Source organism: Streptomyces sp. Y7, from assembly GCF_043195415.1.
In the GTDB taxonomy this organism is placed as follows: Bacteria; Actinomycetota; Actinomycetes; order Streptomycetales; family Streptomycetaceae; genus Streptomyces.
This window is the reverse complement of the sequence record NZ_JBIDDQ010000009.1, coordinates 38,684-57,130: the sequence shown is the minus strand read 5'-3', so window position 1 is coordinate 57,130 and position 18,447 is coordinate 38,684. Positions and strand designations below refer to the sequence as shown.

General features: G+C 71.6%; 17 protein-coding genes. 9 read left to right on the top strand and 8 right to left on the bottom strand.

Features of this window, described 5'->3' with window-relative positions:
* The first annotated feature begins 92 nt into the window (after positions 1–92).
* Positions 93–902 carry an alpha/beta fold hydrolase gene (locus tag ACGFW6_RS23250; RefSeq protein ID WP_393512948.1) on the top strand — a complete coding sequence of 270 codons (810 nt, stop codon included), beginning with the start codon at positions 93–95 and terminating at the stop codon, positions 900–902.
* 48 nt (positions 903–950) lie between these two features.
* Here ACGFW6_RS23250 and ACGFW6_RS23245 read toward each other — a convergent pair whose 3' ends face one another.
* Positions 951–1,565, bottom strand: coding sequence for a class I SAM-dependent methyltransferase (locus ACGFW6_RS23245; RefSeq protein WP_393512945.1), 615 nt, complete (start codon positions 1,563–1,565; stop codon positions 951–953).
* A 143-nt stretch (positions 1,566–1,708) separates the two neighbouring features.
* Here ACGFW6_RS23245 and ACGFW6_RS23240 point away from each other — a divergent pair, with 143 nt between their 5' ends.
* From ACGFW6_RS23240 to ACGFW6_RS23220, 5 genes are all read left to right on the top strand, one after another.
* Positions 1,709–2,482 carry an MHYT domain-containing protein gene (locus tag ACGFW6_RS23240; protein WP_393512942.1) on the top strand — a complete coding sequence of 258 codons (774 nt, stop codon included), beginning with the start codon at positions 1,709–1,711 and terminating at the stop codon, positions 2,480–2,482.
* A gap of 65 nt (positions 2,483–2,547) precedes the next feature.
* A complete protein-coding gene (locus tag ACGFW6_RS23235; protein ID WP_393512939.1) occupies positions 2,548–5,106 on the top strand; it encodes a nitrate- and nitrite sensing domain-containing protein in 2,559 nt (852 codons plus the stop codon).
* Complete coding sequence (locus tag ACGFW6_RS23230; RefSeq protein ID WP_393512936.1) at positions 5,103–5,576, top strand: roadblock/LC7 domain-containing protein; 474 nt, start codon at positions 5,103–5,105, stop codon at positions 5,574–5,576. Before ACGFW6_RS23235 ends, ACGFW6_RS23230 begins: the two co-directional genes overlap by 4 nt.
* A 23-nt stretch (positions 5,577–5,599) precedes the next feature.
* Positions 5,600–6,013, top strand: coding sequence for a DUF742 domain-containing protein (locus tag ACGFW6_RS23225; RefSeq protein ID WP_393512933.1), 414 nt, complete (start codon positions 5,600–5,602; stop codon positions 6,011–6,013).
* 230 nt (positions 6,014–6,243) lie between these two features.
* Positions 6,244–6,867, top strand: a complete 624-nt coding sequence (locus tag ACGFW6_RS23220; RefSeq protein ID WP_393512931.1) for an ATP/GTP-binding protein — start codon at positions 6,244–6,246, stop codon at positions 6,865–6,867.
* Between the two features lie 54 nt (positions 6,868–6,921).
* Here the strand turns inward: ACGFW6_RS23220 and ACGFW6_RS23215 are convergent, their stop codons facing one another.
* A complete protein-coding gene (locus ACGFW6_RS23215) occupies positions 6,922–7,350 on the bottom strand; it encodes a PPOX class F420-dependent oxidoreductase (protein WP_393512928.1) in 429 nt (142 codons plus the stop codon).
* A gap of 96 nt (positions 7,351–7,446) precedes the next feature.
* Between ACGFW6_RS23215 and ACGFW6_RS23210 the strand changes: the two genes are divergently transcribed.
* Complete coding sequence (locus ACGFW6_RS23210) at positions 7,447–7,860, top strand: roadblock/LC7 domain-containing protein (RefSeq protein ID WP_393512925.1); 414 nt, start codon at positions 7,447–7,449, stop codon at positions 7,858–7,860.
* Between the two features lie 127 nt (positions 7,861–7,987).
* Positions 7,988–8,920 carry a DUF6397 family protein gene (locus ACGFW6_RS23205; RefSeq protein ID WP_393512923.1) on the top strand — a complete coding sequence of 311 codons (933 nt, stop codon included), beginning with the start codon at positions 7,988–7,990 and terminating at the stop codon, positions 8,918–8,920.
* Here the strand turns inward: ACGFW6_RS23205 and ACGFW6_RS23200 are convergent.
* Together ACGFW6_RS23200 and ACGFW6_RS23195 are read right to left on the bottom strand one after the other, a co-directional pair.
* The gene (locus tag ACGFW6_RS23200) at positions 8,907–9,776 is read right to left on the bottom strand and encodes an acyl-CoA thioesterase (RefSeq protein ID WP_393512920.1); all 870 of its coding nucleotides are present in this window, start codon (positions 9,774–9,776) and stop codon (positions 8,907–8,909) included. The two genes, ACGFW6_RS23205 and ACGFW6_RS23200, sit on opposite strands and share 14 nt — an antisense overlap.
* A 19-nt stretch (positions 9,777–9,795) precedes the next feature.
* Positions 9,796–12,309: a DEAD/DEAH box helicase gene (locus tag ACGFW6_RS23195; RefSeq protein ID WP_393512917.1), complete on the bottom strand. Its 2,514-nt coding sequence runs from the start codon at positions 12,307–12,309 to the stop codon at positions 9,796–9,798.
* A 145-nt stretch (positions 12,310–12,454) separates the two neighbouring features.
* Between ACGFW6_RS23195 and ACGFW6_RS23190 the strand changes: the two genes are divergently transcribed.
* Positions 12,455–13,249, top strand: a complete 795-nt coding sequence (locus ACGFW6_RS23190; protein WP_393512914.1) for a metal-dependent hydrolase — start codon at positions 12,455–12,457, stop codon at positions 13,247–13,249.
* A 101-nt stretch (positions 13,250–13,350) separates the two neighbouring features.
* On the opposite strand, the gene ACGFW6_RS23185 is transcribed toward ACGFW6_RS23190, so the two are convergent.
* From ACGFW6_RS23185 to ACGFW6_RS23170, 4 genes are all read right to left on the bottom strand, one after another.
* Positions 13,351–13,611, bottom strand: coding sequence for a type B 50S ribosomal protein L31 (locus ACGFW6_RS23185; protein ID WP_393512911.1), 261 nt, complete (start codon positions 13,609–13,611; stop codon positions 13,351–13,353).
* 147 nt (positions 13,612–13,758) lie between these two features.
* The gene (locus ACGFW6_RS23180; RefSeq protein WP_393512908.1) at positions 13,759–14,229 is read right to left on the bottom strand and encodes a DUF5709 domain-containing protein; all 471 of its coding nucleotides are present in this window, start codon (positions 14,227–14,229) and stop codon (positions 13,759–13,761) included.
* Positions 14,230–14,689: 460 nt separating this feature from the next.
* Positions 14,690–16,477 (bottom strand): ABC transporter ATP-binding protein, encoded by a 1,788-nt coding sequence (locus ACGFW6_RS23175; RefSeq protein ID WP_393512905.1) that lies wholly within the window; start codon positions 16,475–16,477, stop codon positions 14,690–14,692.
* Entirely contained in the window at positions 16,474–18,339 is a 1,866-nt protein-coding gene (locus tag ACGFW6_RS23170) for an ABC transporter ATP-binding protein (protein ID WP_393512902.1), read from the bottom strand. The genes ACGFW6_RS23175 and ACGFW6_RS23170 overlap by 4 nt, the downstream gene beginning before the upstream one ends.
* Positions 18,340–18,447 lie beyond the last annotated feature (108 nt).

Below are 18,447 nucleotides of genomic sequence, written 5' to 3'. Positions count from 1 at the left end.
CGCATACATCACTACGCACATACATCGACTGCTTGATACCTCGACCCCGATGTATATGATCGTGTGCCCGACCACTACTCCGAGGGGGCGCAATGAGGCAGGCCGCATTCGACGGCGAGGGCAGCTGCATCCGGTGGACGGAGACGGAGACGGAGACGGAGAGGGGGACGGAGACCGGGACGGTGGCAGGAAGCGGGTCGCCGGGAGCGGGGCCCGTGCGCGTGTACGTGCACGGGCTGGGTTCGGTCTCCTCCGTGTACCACGCCCACATCGCGGCGAGGCCCGAACTGGCCGGCCGCCGCAGTCTGTTCGTCGATCTGCCGGGGCACGGCATCAGCGACCGCCCGGAGTCCTTCGGGTACACGCTGGAGGACCACGCCGATGCCCTCGCGGCGGCTCTGGACGCGGCGGGGGTGGCGGGCGCCGAGCTGATCTCGCACAGCATGGGCGGCTCCGTGGCCATCGTCCTCGCCCATCGCCGACCCGACCTCGTCTCCCGGCTGGTCCTCACCGAGGCCAATCTCGACGCCTCGCCCCCACCTGCCGCGGGGAGCGCCTGGATCACGGCCCACGACGAGGACGACTTCGTCGCCGGGGCGTACGCGCGCGTGCTGGAAGCGGTCGGCCCCCTGTGGGCGGCCACGATGCGGCTCGCCGACCCGCGCGCCCTGCACCGCAGTGCTGTTGGCCTGAGACGCGGCTCCGAGCCGATCATGCGCGACATCCTCGAAGGGCTGCCGATCGACCGCGTCTACCTACAAGGCGAGCTGAGCGGTGAACTCACCGGCAGGCAGGCCCTGGAGGCGGCAGGCGTACGCGTGGTGACCGTGCCCGGCGCCGGCCACAACGTCATGTTCGACAACCCCGACGCCTTCGCGGCGGCTGTCGTGGGACAGACATGATCGCCGCTGCTCCTCCCGCCGCGGGCGTCGTCGAGCGGTCCCGAGCCGTCACGCCGCCCGTTCCCGTACGGCCAGCGCCAGGAAGCGGTCGTCCTCGTCGACGTACGACGTCATGCGCCACCCGGAACCGGCCAGCAGCGGGCGAAGGTTGGGCTCGGCACGCAGGTCCTCGGGCGTGATCTGCCGCCCCTGGCGTGCCGCGAGCGCCGCCCTGCCGATCGGGTGGAAGAGCGCGAGCGTGCCGCCGGGACGCACGACGCGGGCCAGTTCGCGCAGGTTCTCGGCAGGGCTCGGCAGATGCGCGATGAGGCCGGCCGCGAACACGGCGTCGAGTGACTCCGACCGGACCGGCAGGGCGGATACGTCGGCGAGCAGCAACTGTCCGTCCACCCCGCGACCGGCCCGTACGGCGGCTTCCAGCATGGCCGGTGTCAGATCGGCCCCAAGGACCACTCCCGAGGGCCCCACGGCGTCCCGCAGCGGCGGCAGGGCGCGCCCGGTGCCGCAGCCCGCGTCGAGCACGCGGGCTCCCTCGCGCAGCCTCAGCTCGGCGACCGCGGCCGCGTAGGCGGGCCCGTCGTCGGGGAACCGGCTGTCCCAGTCGGCGGCGCGGGCGGAGAAGAACTCCTGCACATGTGTGTGGTCGTCGCTCATGCTCCGCATGATCCCTCACCGGCACGGATGACGCTGCTGTGCACACGTTCGAGCGTGACGCGGTCGTTCCGTTGCATCTCCACGTCATATTCCAACAGCTTTCGAAATGCGCCCCCTTCGTGCGCCCTTGCTCCGGCTAGCGTCCCGGGGCCATGGGACACCTGGACCATGCCGCCCTCGGCTGGCTGACCCCCGCGCTGTCGTACGTGATGGCCTGCGCCGGTGCCGCGCTCGGGCTGCGCTGCACCGTCCGCGCGCTGGGCGCCTCCGGCCGCTCGCGCCGCAACTGGCTCGTCACCGCCGCGTCGGCGATCGGCACCGGCATCTGGACCATGCACTTCGTGGCCATGCTGGGCTTCAGCGTCAGCGGCACCGACATCCGCTACGACGTGCCACTCACCGTCCTGAGCCTGCTCGTCGCCATGCTCGTCGTCTGCGTCGGCGTGTTCGCCGTCGGGTACAGCCGCGACCGCACCCGCGCGCTCTTCCTGGGCGGGCTCACCACCGGCCTCGGCGTCGCGAGCATGCACTACCTGGGCATGGCGGCCGTACGACTCCACGGCGAAGTCCGTTACGACCCGCTGCTCGTCGGGCTCTCCGTGCTGATCGCCGTGGTGGCGGCGACGGCGGCTCTGTGGGCCGCGCTCAACATCAAGTCGCCCGTCGCCGTCACCATCGCCTCGTTGATCATGGGCGCCGCGGTCAGCAGCATGCACTACACCGGCATGTTCGCGGTCGGCGTCGACGTCACACCGTCCGACGAGGTCCTGCCCGGGGCCACGGCGATGCAGTTCATCTTCCCCCTCGCCGTCGGCCTCGGGTCCTACCTCTTCCTGACGTCCGCCTTCGTCGCGCTCTCACCCGCGGCAGGGGAGCGCGAGGCGTCCGCGGCGGCGGAGCGGCCGGCCGAGAGCGTCGTGGGTTGACGCCGGATCCACACCGGCGAGGGCCCGGGAAGCACGCCCCCGATCCACTCCAGAGCGAGGAGGCCATGCGCACACCCCGTAGGACCACCGCAGCCGGCGCCGAGACGCCGTCCACGCCGCCCGTGCGCGGCCGCCGCGCCCACGCAGGTCCGCCGGCCGACGAAGGGCCGGAACAGGCCCCGGGCGGACCGCAGGACGAACCGTCCGAGGCCTCCCCGCGCCCCCAGGGCTGGCGAATAAGGCCGCGCACCGTCCGAGCCAAGATCATCTGCCTGCTGATGGTGCCCGTCGTCTCGTTGCTGGCCCTGTGGGCCTACGCCACCGTCACCACCGCGCAGGACGTGGCCAGGCTGCGCCAGTTGCAGCTGGTCGACTCCGAGATCAGGGCGCCCGTCACCACCGCCGTGACCGCCCTCCAGGCCGAACGCGCGGCCGCCGTGCGCTACGCGACCGACCCGTCCGCCGGACGCGGCGAAGAGCTGAAGAAGCGCGCGCAGGACACGGACAAGGCCGTGACTCGGCTCAGGCTCGGCGACCGCGACACCGTCGCCGACAGTGGGGAGTTCCCCGCCGGAGTGGCCGCGAGACTCGAGGTCTTCGTCGGCGGCGCGGAGCAGCTGAACGCCGTCCGGAGCGCCGCACTCGACCGCCGCGCGGGCTGGTACGAGGTCTACGGGCGGTACACCGGCACCATCGCGGCCGCGTTCTCGGTGGACGGCGCGCTCAGCGGAATCCAGGACGCCGAGCTCGGCTCGGACGCGCGCGTGCTGCTCGAATTCGCCCGCGCGGGAGAAGCCTTGGCCCGCGAGGACGTGGTGCTGGACAGCGCCCGCCTCGCCGGACGCCTCGACGGAGAGCGGCTGAGGCTGTTCACCGGCGCCGTCGACACCCGCCGTACCCTCACCGAGTCCGCCGTCGCCGATCTGCGTGGCCCCGAGAGCGCCGCCTGGCAGAGCCTGGCCGCCGGCGAGGACTACGCGGCTCTCGTGGCCGTCGAGGACGGGGTCCTCGCGGCGGGACCGGGCACGGGCGCGGTCGACGCGACGACGGACGCCGCCTGGAACAAGGCACACGCACGCGTGCAGGGCGCGATGCGCACCATCGAGCAGGACGCCGGACGCGATGTCGCCGAACGTGCCGACCCGTTCGCCCGCGGCCTGCTCACCCCGGCCGGGGCCGCCGTCCTGCTCGGTCTGGCCGCCGTCGCCGCCTCGCTCGTGATCTCCGTACGCATCGGCCGCGGCCTCGTCGTCGAGCTGGTGAGCCTGCGCAACAGTGCCCTGGAGATCGCCCGGCGCAAACTCCCCGACGCCATGCGCAAACTGCGCGCCGGCGAGGAGATCGACATCCGCGCCGAGGCACCGCCCGGGCGGCCCGCCGAGGACGAGGCCGGCCAGGTCGGCGAGGCCCTCGCCACCGTCCACCGAGCCGCCCTCAGAGCCGCCGTGGAGCGCGCCGAGCTCGCCAGCGGCATCTCCGGCGTCTTCGTCAACCTCGCCCGCCGCAGCCAGGTGCTCGTGCACCGTCAACTCAGCCTGCTGGACAGCATGGAACGCCGCTCCGACGACCCGAACGAACTGAGCGACCTGTTCCGCCTGGACCACCTCACCACCCGTATGCGGCGGCATGCCGAGAGCCTGATCATCCTCTCCGGGGCGGCACCCGGGCGGGCCTGGCGGATGCCGGTCTCGCTGACGGACGTGGTGCGTGCGGCCGTGTCCGAGGTCGAGGACTACGCGCGCGTGGAGGTACGTCAGCTCCCCGAGGCGTCCGTGGTCGGCACCGCCGTCGCCGACGTCACCCATCTGCTCGCCGAACTCGTCGAGAACGCCGCCCAGTTCTCGCCTCCCCACACGCGCGTGCGCATCATCGGTGAGCCCGTGGGCAACGGATACGCCGTCGAGGTCGAGGACCGCGGGCTCGGCATGGGCAAGGAGACCCTGGCGCAGGCCAACCGGCGCATCGAACAGTCCGAGGCCCTCGACCTGTTCGACAGCGACCGTCTCGGCCTGTTCGTGGTGAGCAGGCTCGCGGCCCGGCACGGCATCAAGGTGCACCTGCGGACCTCGCCCTACGGCGGAACGACGGCCGTGGTCCTGCTGCCCACCGTGCTGCTGCACCACGCATCGGCGGAACGTTCCCCCAGCGCGGCGGTGGAGGCGCAGCGGCCGATGGAACCCGAGCACGCGCGCGTGCCCGCACGCGAACGCCACCAGGAACCCGTCCACGCGGTCGCCGACCGGCCGGCGCTTGCGGCGTCCACGACGTCGGAGCCACCCGCGAAGGTCACGCCGGTTTCGACGGAGACCGGGAATCACACCGCATCCCCCGGAGTCACCACCTTGAGACTGCACCGGCCGCCCCACGACTCCGAAGCCTCCGGCGACCTCCCGCGCCGCGTACGCCAGGCCAGCCTCGCACCCCAACTGCGCGAGGGGCGCTCCGGGGAGCAGCCCGCAGCGACCGCCGTCGACGACGACCGGCGCACCCCCGAACTCGTCAGGGACCGCATGGTGGCCTACCGCGACGGCTGGGCACGCGGCGGCGGCAGACAGCCCGGTCGCGGCGGCGCACCCGATTCCGTACCGCGCGGCGACAGCAGCAGTGAAGGAGACCCCGCATGACCCAGGATCCGAGCATGAGAGCCGCCGTGGGGGTCTCCCCGCCCGAGCGAAGCCGAGAGTGGGGCAGGACCGGTGAACTCGACTGGCTGCTGGACGACTTGGTGCTGCGCGTGGGCGAGGTGCGGCACGCCGTGGTGCTGTCCAACGACGGGCTCGCCGTGGGTGCGTCCACCGATCTGCGCCGCGAGGACGCCGAGCACCTCGCCGCCGTCGCGTCCGGCTTCCACAGTCTGGCCAAGGGCGCGGGCCGGCACTTCGGCGCCGGCGGGGTCCGCCAGACCATGGTGGAGATGGACGACGCCTTCCTGTTCGTCGCCGCCGCGGGCGACGGGTCCTGCATCGCCGTGCTCAGCGCCGTGACCGCCGACATCGGACTGGTGGCGTACGAGATGGCACGCCTCGTCAAGCGGGTCGGAGAGCACCTCTACACGCCTACGCGGGCCTCCGCGCGACCGCCCGCCGCGCGATGAGCGGCAAGGGCGGTCCGGCGCGGATGACCGACGACACGACCGGCGGCCGGCACGAACAGGGCAGCCAGTGGTACGACGGCGAGGCCGGGCCACTGGTCCGCCCGTACGCGATGACGGGCGGGCGCACCAAACCGGGCCCCACAGGGGTGCGTTTCGACCTGATCGCCCTGGTCGCACTGGCCGCCGACGCGCGCGGCCCCGACGACGACGCCACGCTCGGCCCCGAGCACCGGGCGCTCGTCGAGCTGTGCCGACCGGAGACGCAGTCCGTCGCCGAACTCGCCGCGGGCGCCGATCTCCCTGTGGGCGTCGTCAGGGTGCTCCTCGGCGACCTGATCGAGCGGGGCCGCGTCACCGTCAGCCGTCCGGTACCGCCCGCGCAGCTGCCCGACGAGCGGATCCTGCGCGAGGTGATCGAAGGATTGCGAGCGCTGTAGACGAGATGGCCGGGCCCGATGACGGAGATATCCGAACGAGTCGTTCCCGTGTGACGTCACTCGTGCACCCGTACGGGCATCGAACGGGAAGCAGGCGGTCACATCGGGGAAAAAGCGGTCCAATCCTGCGAGAGGCGGGCCCAGTTGTCATGCTGCTGGCTTCGCACAGCGACACATCGACTCCGCACAGCCACGCCGACCCATGCCGGTACTCCCGAGAGAAGTGATCGATGGTCTCCGAGCACTCCGAGCACTACGCGCACTCCGACGCCTCCGACGGCGACTCGGCAGCCCTGGCGCTCAAGATACTCGTCGCCGGTGGATTCGGCGTGGGCAAGACCACCCTGGTGGGCGCGGTCAGCGAGATCAAGCCCCTGCGCACCGAGGAGATGCTCAGCGAGGCCGGCCAGCTGGTGGACGACACGGGCGGCGTGGACCGGAAGGTCACCACGACCGTCGCCATGGACTTCGGGCGCATCACCATTCGCTCGGGCCTGTCGCTGTACCTCTTCGGCACACCGGGGCAGGACCGCTTCTGGTTCCTGTGGGACGAGTTGGCGCAGGGAGCGCTGGGCGCGGTGGTCCTCGCGGACACCCGGCGCCTGGAGGACTGCTTCCCCGCCGTGGACTTCTTCGAGCACCGGCACATCCCGTTCGTGGTCGCCGTCAACTGCTTCACGGGCGCCAGGACGTACGGCGCGCACGACGTCTCACGCGCCCTCGATCTGGACCGGGGCACTCCGGTCGTGCTCTGCGACGCCCGGGACCGTGACTCGGGGAAGGAGGTGCTGATCCGACTCGTCGAGTACGCCGGGCGGATGCACACCGCCCGGCTGCTCAACTCCGTCAGCTGACCCGGCCGGATACGACCGTTCCCGCGGCGGGACCGACCGGTCCGCGGGCCGTGTTCAGTCGGCGACGTCCCGATCCGCCAGCACCTTGTCGATCGTGACGCGGACGAGGAGTTCCCCCGGAACGCCGTTGCGGGCCCCGAACTCCTCGGCGCGTTCCTCACCCATGTAGCGCGCCCCGATGCGGCTCGCCCAGAGCTTCAGCTCCTCGAGGTCCTCCGATACCCGGGCGCGGCCCTGGATCACCACGAAGGCAAACGGCGGCCGGTCGTCGTCCACGCACAGCGCCACCCGGCCGTCCCGGACCAGATTGCGGCCCTTCACACTCGAACCGCTGGTGTTGAACACCAGCTCGTCGCCGTCGAGCACGAACCAGATCGGGGTCACATGCGGACTCCCGTCGGCTCGCACGGTCGACAGTTTCGCGGTGCGTGTGCCGTGCGAGACGAACGTCCGCCATTCCTCATCGGTCATCTTCTTCGCCATGCCCCCATCCTCCTTGCCCGAGGGCCGGATCGTCGGGAAGGGTGGCGAAGAGATCCTCCGGTGCAGGGGGAGACATCTACACGGGGAGACCGGATCATGGCGCAGAACCAGGGCCTGGACTGGCTGCTGGACGACCTGACGAAACGTGTCGACCATGTGCGACACGCGCTGGTGCTCTCGAACGACGGTCTGGTGACCGGTGCGAGCACGGGCCTGCGACGCGAGGACGCCGAGCACCTCGCCGCCGTCTCGTCCGGGCTGCACAGCCTCGCCAAGGGGTCGGGACGGCACTTCGGCGCGGGCAGAGTGCGGCAGACGATGGTCGAGTTCGACGACGCGGTGCTGTTCGTGACCGCGGCGGGCACGGGCAGCTGCCTGTGCGTGCTCAGCGGTGCGGAGGCCGACATCGGCCAGATCGCCTACGAGATGACCCTGCTCGTCAACCGGGTCGGCGAGCACCTCGACGTCGAATCCCGCCAGCCCGAACGGGCGCCGCTGACAGACCTCTGACCTGCTGATTCGCCGACCTCCGTGGAGTTATCCACAGGCCCGCCACGAGATTCGGCGGACCCGCTACGGTTTTTGTCACGGCGAGCGCACGGAGCGTGAGCCACTGACTCCACGGGGGAGATCGACCATGTCGGGGAACACCGTCACGGACTTGCACCGCACCACGAACCCGCACCGCCCGGCCTGCACACCGAGTCGTGCTGCCCGGGACCTGGGTCTGAAGCGAGGGGAGTTGGAGCTCGCCGTGCAGCTCGGGCTCATCAGGACTGTGCCCGACGAGGGAGGCGGAGGCCGGCGCGTCCCACGGTCCGAGCTCGACCGGGTGAGTTCGGGGGAGGGCTTCCCCGATTCCCTGCTGGACCGTGTGAAGGTCATCGGCACGACGGAGGGCGCGGGAGTCATGGGCGTGTCTCCCGGCAGGTTCACGCGTCTCGCCCGTCTGGGACTGGTGGTCCCGGTGAAGTGGTATCTCAACCGGTACCGGGCCGTGGTCTGGCTCTATCTGGCCGAGGAGCTGCGGCGGTTCGCCGAGGACGAGAAGAACGCCTCACTGCTCAACGACCGGCGGATGCCCGAAGCGCTGCGCGGCATGCTCGACGCGGGCGTGGACCTGCGTCCGCGCAACTGGCGAGGACGACACCGCGGCTTCCTGCTGCGTCAGGCCGCCGACCCGTGGGAGAGCGCCGGTGCGCTGGCCGCCTTCCTCGATCCCGTCCAGATCGCGGAGGTCGTCCCGGACCCCTATGAACGCTCCCATGTGCACCGCTTCCGCCCGGGCCCACCGGCATCCGGCACCCCGGGCTCGCCGTCCTTCCTCATCGCCGAGCGGATCATGACCGCCGACGACCCGGACGAGATCGGCCTGCTGCGCGCCGACCTGACGGAGGTTCTGGCGCACGCACGGGCCATGCGGCCGGCACCTCGTCCCACGACCGAGCGGGCCTCGGCGCCGGCACATCCGGGACACATCGGGGCGCCGCGCCGGACCGAGAGGCCGGAGCCGTCACGCGGCCTGCTGAGCTGGCTCCGGCGCAGAACTCCTCGGACTACAACGCCCTGAACAGCCCTTCCTGGACGACGGACACCAACAGGCGGCCCTCCAGGTCGTAGATCCGCCCACGGGCGAGACCCCGGCCACCCGTCGCGATCGGCGACTCCTGGTCGTACAGGAACCACTCGTCCGCGCGGAAGGGCCGGTGGAACCACATGGCGTGGTCCAGCGACGCGATGTCGAAGCTCCGCGGGCCCCACAGAGGCTCGACGGGGATCCGGACGGCGTCCAGGAGGGTCATGTCACTGGCGTAGGTCAGCGCGCAGGTGTGCACGACCGGGTCGTCTCCCAGCGGCCCCACGGCACGCATCCACACCGCACTGCGCGGCTCGGCGTCCTTGACCTCCTCCGCGGTCCAGCGGAGCCGGTCGACATAGCGGATGTCGAAGGGCTGACGCCGGGCCATCCGCTCCAACTGCTCCGGCAGCGTGCCCAGATGCTGCCGGATCTCGTCGGTGACCGTCGGCAGCGACTCCGGGTCCGGGACCTTGCGGGCCGGCGGCAACTGGTGCTCGAAGCTCCCCTGCTCAGGCTTGTGGAAGGAGGCGGTGAGATTGAAGATCGTGCGGCCCTGCTGCACGGCGGTGACCCGGCGGGTCGTGAACGACCTGCCGTCCCGTACCCGTTCGACCTGGTACACGATCGGCACGCCCGGCCGCCCCGGCCGCAGGAAGTACGCGTGCAGCGAGTGCACGGGCCGGTCGCCCTCGGTCGTGCGTGCGGCGGCGACCAGCGCCTGGCCGGCCACCTGGCCGCCGAAGACGCGCTGCAGGGACTCCTGCGGGCTGCGGCCCCGGAATATGTTGACCTCGATCTGCTCCAGGTCGAGCAGGTCGACGAGCCTCTCGGCCGGGTTGGTCGTCATGTGTGCGATTCTCCGATGCTCACAGCTGGCCGACGTCGGTGACGCGGACCACGGCACGGCCCTCCGCGTCGGAGGCGGTGAGGTCGATCTCCGCGCTGATGCCCCAGTCGTGGTCGCCGTTGGGGTCGTCGAAGATCTGCCGGACCCGCCACAGGCGGTTCGCCGGCTCCTCCTCGATCACCAGGAGCTTCGGGCCGCGGGCGTCGGGACCGGTGCCGAGGTCCTCGTACTCGTCCCAGTACTTGTCCATCGCCTCGCCCCAGGCGTCGGCGTCCCAGCCGGCGTCGGCGTCCATCTCGCCCAGCTCCTCGACTTGGTCGAGAGCGGCGAGTTCGACGCGGCGGAACAGGGCGTTGCGGACGAGGACGCGGAAGGCGCGCGCGTTGGTCGTGACCGGCTTGACCTCGTCGGCCTTCTCCTGGGCCTCCTCGGCGGTCATCTCCTCCGGGTTGGCGAGCTGTTCCCACTCGTCCAGCAGGCTGGAGTCGACCTGGCGCACCATCTCGCCGAGCCACTCGATCAGGTCCTGGAGGTCCTCGGACTTCAGGTCGTCCGGGATGTTGTGGTCGAGGGTCTTGTAGGCGCTGGCGAGGTAACGCAGCACGATGCCCTCGGTGCGGGCCAGCTCGTAGACGGACACCAGTTCCGTGAAGGACAGCGCCCGCTCGTACATGTCCCGGATGACAGACTTGGGCGACAGCGGGTGGTCGCCGACCCAGGGGTGGCTCTTGCGGTACGTGTTGTACGCGTGGAAGAGCAGCTCCTCCAGGGGCTTCGGGTAGCTGATGTCCTGGAGGCGCTCCATGCGCTCCTCGTACTCGACGCCGTCCGCCTTCATCGCGGCGACGGCCTCGCCCTTCGCCTTGTTCAGCTGGGCGACGAGGATCTGCCGCGGGTCGTCCAGCGTGGACTCGACGACGGACACCATGTCGAGGGCGTACGACGGCGACTCCGGGTCCAGCAGCTCGAACGCGGCCAGCGCGAAGGTGGAGAGCGGCTGGTTGAGCGCGAAGTCCTGCTGGAGGTCGACGGTGAGACGGGCGATGCGGCCGGTGGCGTCGGGCTCGTCGAGCTTCTCGACGATCCCGCCGTCCAGGAGCGAGCGGTAGATCGCGATCGCGCGCCGGATGTGCCGCAGCTGCTGCTTGCGCGGCTCGTGGTTGTCCTCCAGCAGATGCCGCATCGCCTCGAACGCGTTGCCCGGCCGCGCGATCACCGACAGCAGCATCGTGTGCGTGACCCGGAAACGGGACGTCAGCGGTTCCGGCTCGGAGGCGATGAGCTTCTCGAAGGTGTTCTCCGTCCAGGCGACGAAACCCTCGGGTGCCTTCTTGCGGACGACCTTGCGGCGCTTCTTCGGGTCGTCGCCGGCCTTGGCGAGCGCCTTCTCGTTCTCGATGACGTGCTCGGGGGCCTGCGCCACCACGAAGCCCGCCGTGTCGAAGCCCGCCCGCCCAGCGCGGCCCGCGATCTGGTGGAACTCACGGGCGCGCAGGGTGCGGACGCGGTTGCCGTCGTACTTCGTCAGGGCCGTGAACAGCACCGTGCGGATGGGGACGTTGACACCCACCCCGAGGGTGTCCGTACCGCAGATCACCTTCAGCAGACCGGCCTGAGCGAGCTTCTCCACCAGTCGCCGGTACTTCGGCAGCATGCCGGCGTGATGCACTCCGATGCCGTGCCGGACGTAACGGGACAGGTTGCGGCCGAATTTGGTGGTGAAGCGGAAGTTGCCGATCAGCTCGGCGATCTGCTCCTTCTCCTCACGCGAGCACATGTTGATGCTCATCAGCGCCTGCGCCCGCTCCACGGCCTGCGCCTGCGTGAAGTGCACGATGTAGACCGGCGCCTGCTTGGTGTCCAGCAGCTCCGTCAGCGTCTCGGTGAGCGGGGTGAACCGGTACTCGTAGGAGAGCGGCACGGGACGGGTCGCCGAGCGGACCACCGACGTCGGGCGGCCTGTGCGGCGCGTGAGGTCCTGCTCGAACATCGAGACGTCGCCGAGCGTGGCCGACATCAGGATGAACTGCGCCTGCGGCAGCTCCAGGATCGGGATCTGCCAGGCCCAGCCCCGGTCGCCCTCGGCGTAGAAGTGGAACTCGTCCATGACGACCTGGCCGACGTCCGCCTGCTTGCCGTCGCGCAGCGCGATCGACGCGAGCACCTCGGCGGTGCAGCAGATGACCGGGGCGTCGGCGTTGACGGACGCGTCGCCGGTGAGCATGCCGACGTTCTCGGTGCCGAAGATCTTGCACAGCTCGAAGAACTTCTCCGACACCAGCGCCTTGATCGGAGCGGTGTAGAAGGTGACCTCGTCCCGGGCCAGCGCGGCGAAGTGAGCGCCCGCCGCGATCATGCTCTTGCCGGAGCCCGTGGGAGTCGAAACGATCACGTTCGCACCGGAAACCACCTCGATCAGCGCCTCCTCCTGGTGGGGATAGAGGGTGAGCCCGCGCTCCCCGGCCCACGACTCGAAGGCTTCGTAGAGGGCGTCGGGGTCGGCGGTCTGCGGCAGCTGATCGATGAGGGTCACCCACCCATCTTGCCTGCCCTCCTGCCTCATCGGGGAATCGGCTGCGAGGTTGAAGATCGCGAACGCTACGCTGTGTCGCCGACGACACGTCAGCGATCCCGGTCAACTGGACAGCGGCACACGAGGAATGGGGCGGGCAACGGCCATGATGGGACCAGCACACTCACTGTCGGGCGCTGCCGCCTGGCTCGGGGTCGGAGCGGCCGCCACCGCGGCCGGGCACGGAATGCCCTGGCCCGTGCTGCTCTCCGGCGCGCTGATCTGCGCCGGAGCCGCGCTCGCCCCGGACCTCGACCACAAGGCGGCCACGATCTCGCGGTCCTTCGGTCCGGTGTCACGCTGGCTGTGCGAGATCGTCGACAAACTCTCCTACGCCGTCTACAAGGCGACGAAGAAGCAGGGCGACCCGCGTCGCTCCGGTGGACATCGCACGCTCACCCACACCTGGCTGTGGGCGGTCATGATCGGCGGCGGCACCTCGGTCCTCGCGATCACCGGTGGCCGCTGGGCGGTGCTGGCGATCCTCTTCGTGCACATGGTGCTGGCCATCGAGGGTCTGCTGTGGCGGGCGGCCCGGGGCTCCAGCAGCGACGTCCTGGTGTGGCTGCTGGCGGCGACCAGCGCGTGGATCCTCGCGGGCGTCCTGGACAAGCCGGGCAACGGTTCGGACTGGCTGTTCACGGCGCCGGGCCAGGAGTATCTCTGGCTGGGGCTGCCCATCGTGCTGGGCGCCCTGGTGCACGACATCGGGGACGCGCTGACGGTGTCCGGCTGCCCGATCCTCTGGCCCATCCCGGTGGGCCGCAAGCGCTGGTACCCGCTGGGGCCGCCCAAGCCCATGCGGTTCCGGGCCGGCAGCTGGGTCGAGCTCAAGGTGCTGATGCCGGTGTTCATGCTGCTCGGCGGCGTGGGCTGCGCGGCCGCGCTCAACGTGATCTGAGAGGCCGGGGGAGCGGGCGGCACCATCGCGGGGTCGCGCCCGCCGGGCCCGGCGGCCGTACGCCGGTGACCTCGGGTGGGCTCACCCGCCTGAAAGCCGGATCAGCCGGCTTCTCCCGTGCCGCCGCCGTAGCGCCGTTCGAAGGCGGCGACGCGGCCCTCGGAGTCCACCGTTCTGGCCTTGCCGGTGTAGAAGGGGTGGCTCTCCGAGGAGATCTCCACGTCCACGACCGGGTAGGTCTCGCCGTCGTCCCAGTCGATGGTCTGGTCGCTGGTCGCGGTGGATCGGGTCAGGAAGGCGTAGCCGGCGGCGCGGTCACGGAAGACGACCTCGTGGTAGTCGGGGTGCTTGTCCTGCTGCATGCGAACTCCTCAGGTGGCGGCATCGGCGGGGCCGACGGCTCGGGGGCGGCGGATGAAGCCGGTGGCGTGGCCGCGGTGGTCGCGGGGATCGCGGGACAGAGCGAGCGGCGGACGTCGCGGGCACCGGCGCTACGGGTGCCCGGCTCGTCAGCCGGACAGGGAGTCCTCGTCGACGATGTGCATGGCGGCCTCCTCGGCGGACGCCGCCGCGCCGTCGATGCCCACGTCCGTCGCGACGAGCGCGCTCTCCTCGTCCTCGTGGACGCCCTCGTCGGGGGCCACGAGGCGGCCCGAGCGCAGGGCGCCGACCTCGTCGTCGAGGAGTTCCCCGTCGGTTCCGTCGGCGTCGCCCAGGCCGTCGCCGTCGGGCGTGACGAGGTCGGGCGTCTCCTCGGCCAGACGCTGGTCGAGGGTCTCGCCCTGGCGGCGCTCGGCGGCCGTGACACCGGAGTGCTCCACGGCCCATGGTCGGTCCGGAGGGGACCAGCCCCGGTCCAGGGGGTCGTCGACCCCGTCGTTCTCCAGGGTGTCCTCGCCGTCCAGCAGCCCCGTGTCCTCACGCTGATCGGAAGCGTCGGGCTGGTAGACGTCGTCACCCCATCCCTCGGCGCTGTTCACGGGTACCTCCAGGTGGTGCGGACGGGCCTGAACCCACCGCGGCGAGCGACGGGCCGTCGCGGCGCGGGGCACAAGCCGCACCCGGCGCGAACCGCTAGGTTCCCGGGTGCTCCCCGAACCGGTGCCGCTATCCAGCCTTCCACCCCTTTTCGCCCCGGCGCAACGGCACGGACGAGGGCGAGCGCTCCGGATGCATCCGGGCCGGTTCCCTGGGGTCACGCCGGGCGCAAGCAGCGCGGCCTGGTTCGGCCTGCCGGACACGGCCGCCCCGGCCTGGCCATGGCGGACGCCCGCCCCGGCCCCGTCGTCCGCCAGGACCCCGCCCCCGCCCCTGCCCGTGGTCTGCCAGGACCCCGCCCCGGCCCCGTCGTCTGCCAGGACCTCGTACCGGCCCGGTCGTCTGCCAGGACCCCACACCGGCCCGGTCGTCCGCCAGGACCCCGCCCCGGCGGTCACCCCCTCACCCGTGCCACGACCGCCAGAGCGCCGCGTACGCGCCGTCCGCCGCGACCAGTTCCTCGTGGCTGCCGAGTTCGCTGATCCGGCCGTTCTCCACGACGGCGATGACGTCCGCGTCGTGGGCCGTGTGGAGGCGGTGGGCGATGGCGACGACGGTGCGGCCGTCGAGGACGCGGGCCAGGGAGCGTTCCAGGTGGCGGGCGGCCCGTGGGTCGAGCAGGGACGTCGCCTCGTCCAGGACCAGTGTGTGCGGGTCGGCCAGTACCAGGCGGGCCAGGGCGATCTGCTGGGCCTGGGCAGGGGTGAGCGCGAAGCCGCCCGAGCCGGCCTCCGTGTCGAGCCCGTCGTCCAGCGCACGCGCCCACGCGTCGGCGTCGACCGCGCCCAGTGCCGCCCACAGCTCGGCGTCGGCGGCGTCGGTGCGGGCAAGGAGCAGGTTGTCGCGCAGGGAGCCCACGAACACGTGGTGCTCCTGGTTGACCAGGGCGACATGGGAGCGGACGCGCTCGGCGGTCATCCGGGACAGTTCGGCCCCGCCGAGGGTGATCCGGCCGTCGCGGGGCGCGTAGATGCCGGCGAGCAGCCTGCCCAGCGTGGACTTGCCGGCGCCCGAGGGGCCGACCAGGGCCAGTCGGGTGCCGGGCGCGACCTCCAGGGAGACCTTGCGCAGCACGTCCACGCCCTCCAGGTAGCCGAAGTGCACCCGGTCGGCGTGCACGTCCCGGCCGTCGGGCGCGAGCTCGGTGTCCCCGGCGTCCGGCTCGATGTCCCGGACACCGACCAGCCGGGCCAGCGACACCTGGGCGACCTGGAGCTCGTCGTACCAGCGCAGGATCAGGCCCACCGGGTCGACCAGCATCTGCGCGATCAGCGCACCGGTCGTCAGCTGACCGACGCCGATCCAGCCCTGGAGGACGAAGACGCCGCCGATCATGAGGACGGACGCGAGGACGGTCACATGGGTGACGTTGATGATGGGGAAGAGCACCGACCGCAGCCAGAGCGTGTACCGCTCCCACGCCGTCCACTGCTTGACCCGCAGGTCCGACAGTTCGACGCGGCGGGCGCCGAGGCGGTGGGCCTCGACGGTGTGCCCGGCGTCCACGGTCTCCGCGAGAGCGGCGGCCACGGCGGCGTACCCGGCGGCCTCCGAGCGGTAGGCGGCGGGCGCCCGCTTGAAGTACCAGCGGCAGCCGATCACCAGCAGCGGCACGGCGAGCAGCACGGCGGCCGCGAGCGGCGGCGCGGTGATGATCAGCCCGCCCAGCAGCAGGGCCGCCCACACGACACCGATCGCGAGCTGCGGCACGGCCTCGCGCATGGCGTTGGCCAGCCGGTCGATGTCCGTCGTGATCCGGGACAGCAGGTCGCCCGTCCCGGCGCGCTCCAGGACGCCGGGCGGCAGCCCGACCGACCGCACGAGGAAGTCCTCGCGCAGATCGGCCAGCATCCGCTCGCCGAGCATCGCCCCGCGCAGCCGCACCTGCCGTACGAACACGGCCTGCACGACGAGCGCGGCCACGAACAGGCCGACGGTGAGCTCCAGATGGAGCTCACGCTCGGTGGCTCCGTCCGAGACGCGCTCCACCAGCCCGCCCAGCAGCCAGGGTCCGGCCATCGAGGCGAGCACGGCGACCGTGTTGACGGTGACGAGCAGCAGGAAGGCACGGCGGTGCCGTTGGAACAGCTCCGCCACGTAGGCGCGTACCGTCGTGGGGGCGCCGACCGGCAGGGTGTTCGCCGTCGTCGGGGCCGCCGGGTCGTACTCCGGGGGCGCAACGCCGATCATGCCGACTCCTCGATCTCTTCCAGTTCCTTGAGTACTTCGTGGAGCGAGGGCGCCTTGACCGGTTGGTCCGCGCCCGGTCCGTCGCCACGGGCGGCCGGCTGCCCGGCCGGCTCCGACTCCGCCGCCTCTTCCTCCGTCTCCCGGGTCACCACGGCCCGGTACCGGGGATCGGCGTGCACCAGCTCGCGGTGGACGCCGACCGCCGCGACCTCGCCGTCGTGGACGAGAACCACCCGGTCGGCACAGTCCAGGAGCAGGGGAGAGGAGGTGAACACCACCGTCGTGCGCCCGGCCCGCAGGTTCCGCACGCCCTGCGCGATGCGGGCCTCCGTGTGCGAGTCGACGGCCGAGGTCGGTTCGTCCAGGACGAGCACACCCGGGTCGGTGATCAGCGACCGGGCGAGCGCGAGGCGCTGGCGCTGGCCGCCGGAGAGCGACCGGCCGCGCTCGGTGATCCGGGCGTCCATCGGGTTCTCGGCGTCGAGCGACCCCTGGACGAGCGCGGCCAGAACGTCCTCGCACTGCGCGGCCGCCAGCGCGTCCTCGGGGCGGACGTCGCCCGACCTGGGCACGTCGAGAAGTTCGCGCAGCGTGCCGGAGAGCAGTACCGGATCCTTGTCCTGCACGAGGACCGCGGTACGGGCGCTGTCGAGCGGCAACTCGTCCAGCGGGACGCCGCCGAGCAGGACCGGGGTGCTCTCCTCGGAGGGGTGTCCGCCCAGCCGTTCGGCGAGGCGTCCCGCCGCGTCCGGGTCGCCGCACACCACAGCGGTGAACCGGCCGGCGGGCGCGAGAAGTCCCGTGGCCGGGTCGTACAGATCCCCGGCCGGCACCTGCGTCCCGTCGCGCGAGCCGCCGGTGTCGGTGGCCCGTTCCAGCGACAGCACGCGTGCGGCGCGCCGGGCCGAGGGGCGCGAGAAGGAGTACGCCATGGCGATCTCCTCGAAGTGCCGCAGCGGATAGGTGAGGATCATGATCGAGCTGTAGACGGTGACCAGTTCGCCGATGCTGACCTGGCCCCGGCGGGCCAGGTGGACGCCGTACCAGACCACCGCGATCAGCAGCAGGCCCGGCAGCAGCACCTGGATCGCGGAGATCAGGGACCACATGCGGGCGCTGCGCACGGCCGCGTGGCGTACCTCCTGGGAGGCGCTGCGGTAGCGGTCGAGGAAGAGCTCCTCGCCGCCGATGCCGCGCAGGACGCGCAGACCGGCGACGGTGTCGGAGGCGAGTTCGGTGGCGCGGCCCGCCTTCTCGCGCTGGAGGTCGGCCCGCCGGGTCGCGCGCGGCAGCAGCGGCAGCACGGCGATCGCCAGTACGGGCAGGCCCACCGCGACGATCGTGCCGAGGGCGGGCTGGTAGACGACGAGGCCGACACAGACCAGCACGATGGTGACGGCCGCGGCGGTAAACCGTGACCAGGCCTCGACGAACCAGCCGATCTTCTCGACGTCACCCGTGGAGACGGCCACGACCTCACCGGCCGCGACGCGTCGGGTGAGGGCCGAGCCGAGTTGCGCGGTCTTGCGGGCCAGCACCTGCTGGACGCGCGCGGCGGCCGTGATCCAGTTGGTGACGGCGGTGCGGTGCAGGAAGGTCTCGCCGATCGCGTTGCCGGCACAGCACAGGGCCAGAAGGCCGCCCGCGAGGGCGAGCCGGGTTCCCGACCGGTCGACGACGGCCTGCACGGCGACACCGACGCAGAAGGGCAGCGCGGAGACGGACAGGAAGTGGAGCAGCCCCCAGGCCAGGGCCTTGAGCTGGCCGTCCAGCTGGTTCCTGAAGAGCCACCACAGGAATCGGGGACCTGAGCGGGCGTCCGGCACACCCGGATCGGGGTACGGAAGGTCTTGAATCTGCATGACGTCCCAGTGGCTCGTGTCAGCGGAGGGATGGATGGGGGGCGAATGACGGCCGAGGCGCGGAACGGGCAGCGCTCGGCGGCAGCAAACCGTGACAGGTTCGCGTCG

What these genes read in the sequence shown, in the direction of transcription:
- ACGFW6_RS23170 (WP_393512902.1), bottom strand. Translation starts at nt 18,339, where the DNA reads ATGCAGATTCAAGACCTTCCGTACCCCGATCCGGGTGTGCCGGACGCC.
- ACGFW6_RS23185 (WP_393512911.1), bottom strand. Translation starts at nt 13,611, where the DNA reads ATGCAGCAGGACAAGCACCCCGACTACCACGAGGTCGTCTTCCGTGAC.
- ACGFW6_RS23235 (WP_393512939.1), top strand. Translation starts at nt 2,548, where the DNA reads ATGCGCACACCCCGTAGGACCACCGCAGCCGGCGCCGAGACGCCGTCC.
- ACGFW6_RS23250 (WP_393512948.1), top strand. Translation starts at nt 93, where the DNA reads ATGAGGCAGGCCGCATTCGACGGCGAGGGCAGCTGCATCCGGTGGACG.
- ACGFW6_RS23220 (WP_393512931.1), top strand. Translation starts at nt 6,244, where the DNA reads ATGGTCTCCGAGCACTCCGAGCACTACGCGCACTCCGACGCCTCCGAC.
- ACGFW6_RS23210 (WP_393512925.1), top strand. Translation starts at nt 7,447, where the DNA reads ATGGCGCAGAACCAGGGCCTGGACTGGCTGCTGGACGACCTGACGAAA.
- ACGFW6_RS23205 (WP_393512923.1), top strand. Translation starts at nt 7,988, where the DNA reads ATGTCGGGGAACACCGTCACGGACTTGCACCGCACCACGAACCCGCAC.
- ACGFW6_RS23245 (WP_393512945.1), bottom strand. Translation starts at nt 1,565, where the DNA reads ATGCGGAGCATGAGCGACGACCACACACATGTGCAGGAGTTCTTCTCC.
- ACGFW6_RS23240 (WP_393512942.1), top strand. Translation starts at nt 1,709, where the DNA reads ATGGGACACCTGGACCATGCCGCCCTCGGCTGGCTGACCCCCGCGCTG.
- ACGFW6_RS23175 (WP_393512905.1), bottom strand. Translation starts at nt 16,477, where the DNA reads ATGATCGGCGTTGCGCCCCCGGAGTACGACCCGGCGGCCCCGACGACG.
- ACGFW6_RS23200 (WP_393512920.1), bottom strand. Translation starts at nt 9,776, where the DNA reads ATGACGACCAACCCGGCCGAGAGGCTCGTCGACCTGCTCGACCTGGAG.
- ACGFW6_RS23190 (WP_393512914.1), top strand. Translation starts at nt 12,455, where the DNA reads ATGATGGGACCAGCACACTCACTGTCGGGCGCTGCCGCCTGGCTCGGG.
- ACGFW6_RS23230 (WP_393512936.1), top strand. Translation starts at nt 5,103, where the DNA reads ATGACCCAGGATCCGAGCATGAGAGCCGCCGTGGGGGTCTCCCCGCCC.
- ACGFW6_RS23215 (WP_393512928.1), bottom strand. Translation starts at nt 7,350, where the DNA reads ATGGCGAAGAAGATGACCGATGAGGAATGGCGGACGTTCGTCTCGCAC.
- ACGFW6_RS23225 (WP_393512933.1), top strand. Translation starts at nt 5,600, where the DNA reads ATGACCGACGACACGACCGGCGGCCGGCACGAACAGGGCAGCCAGTGG.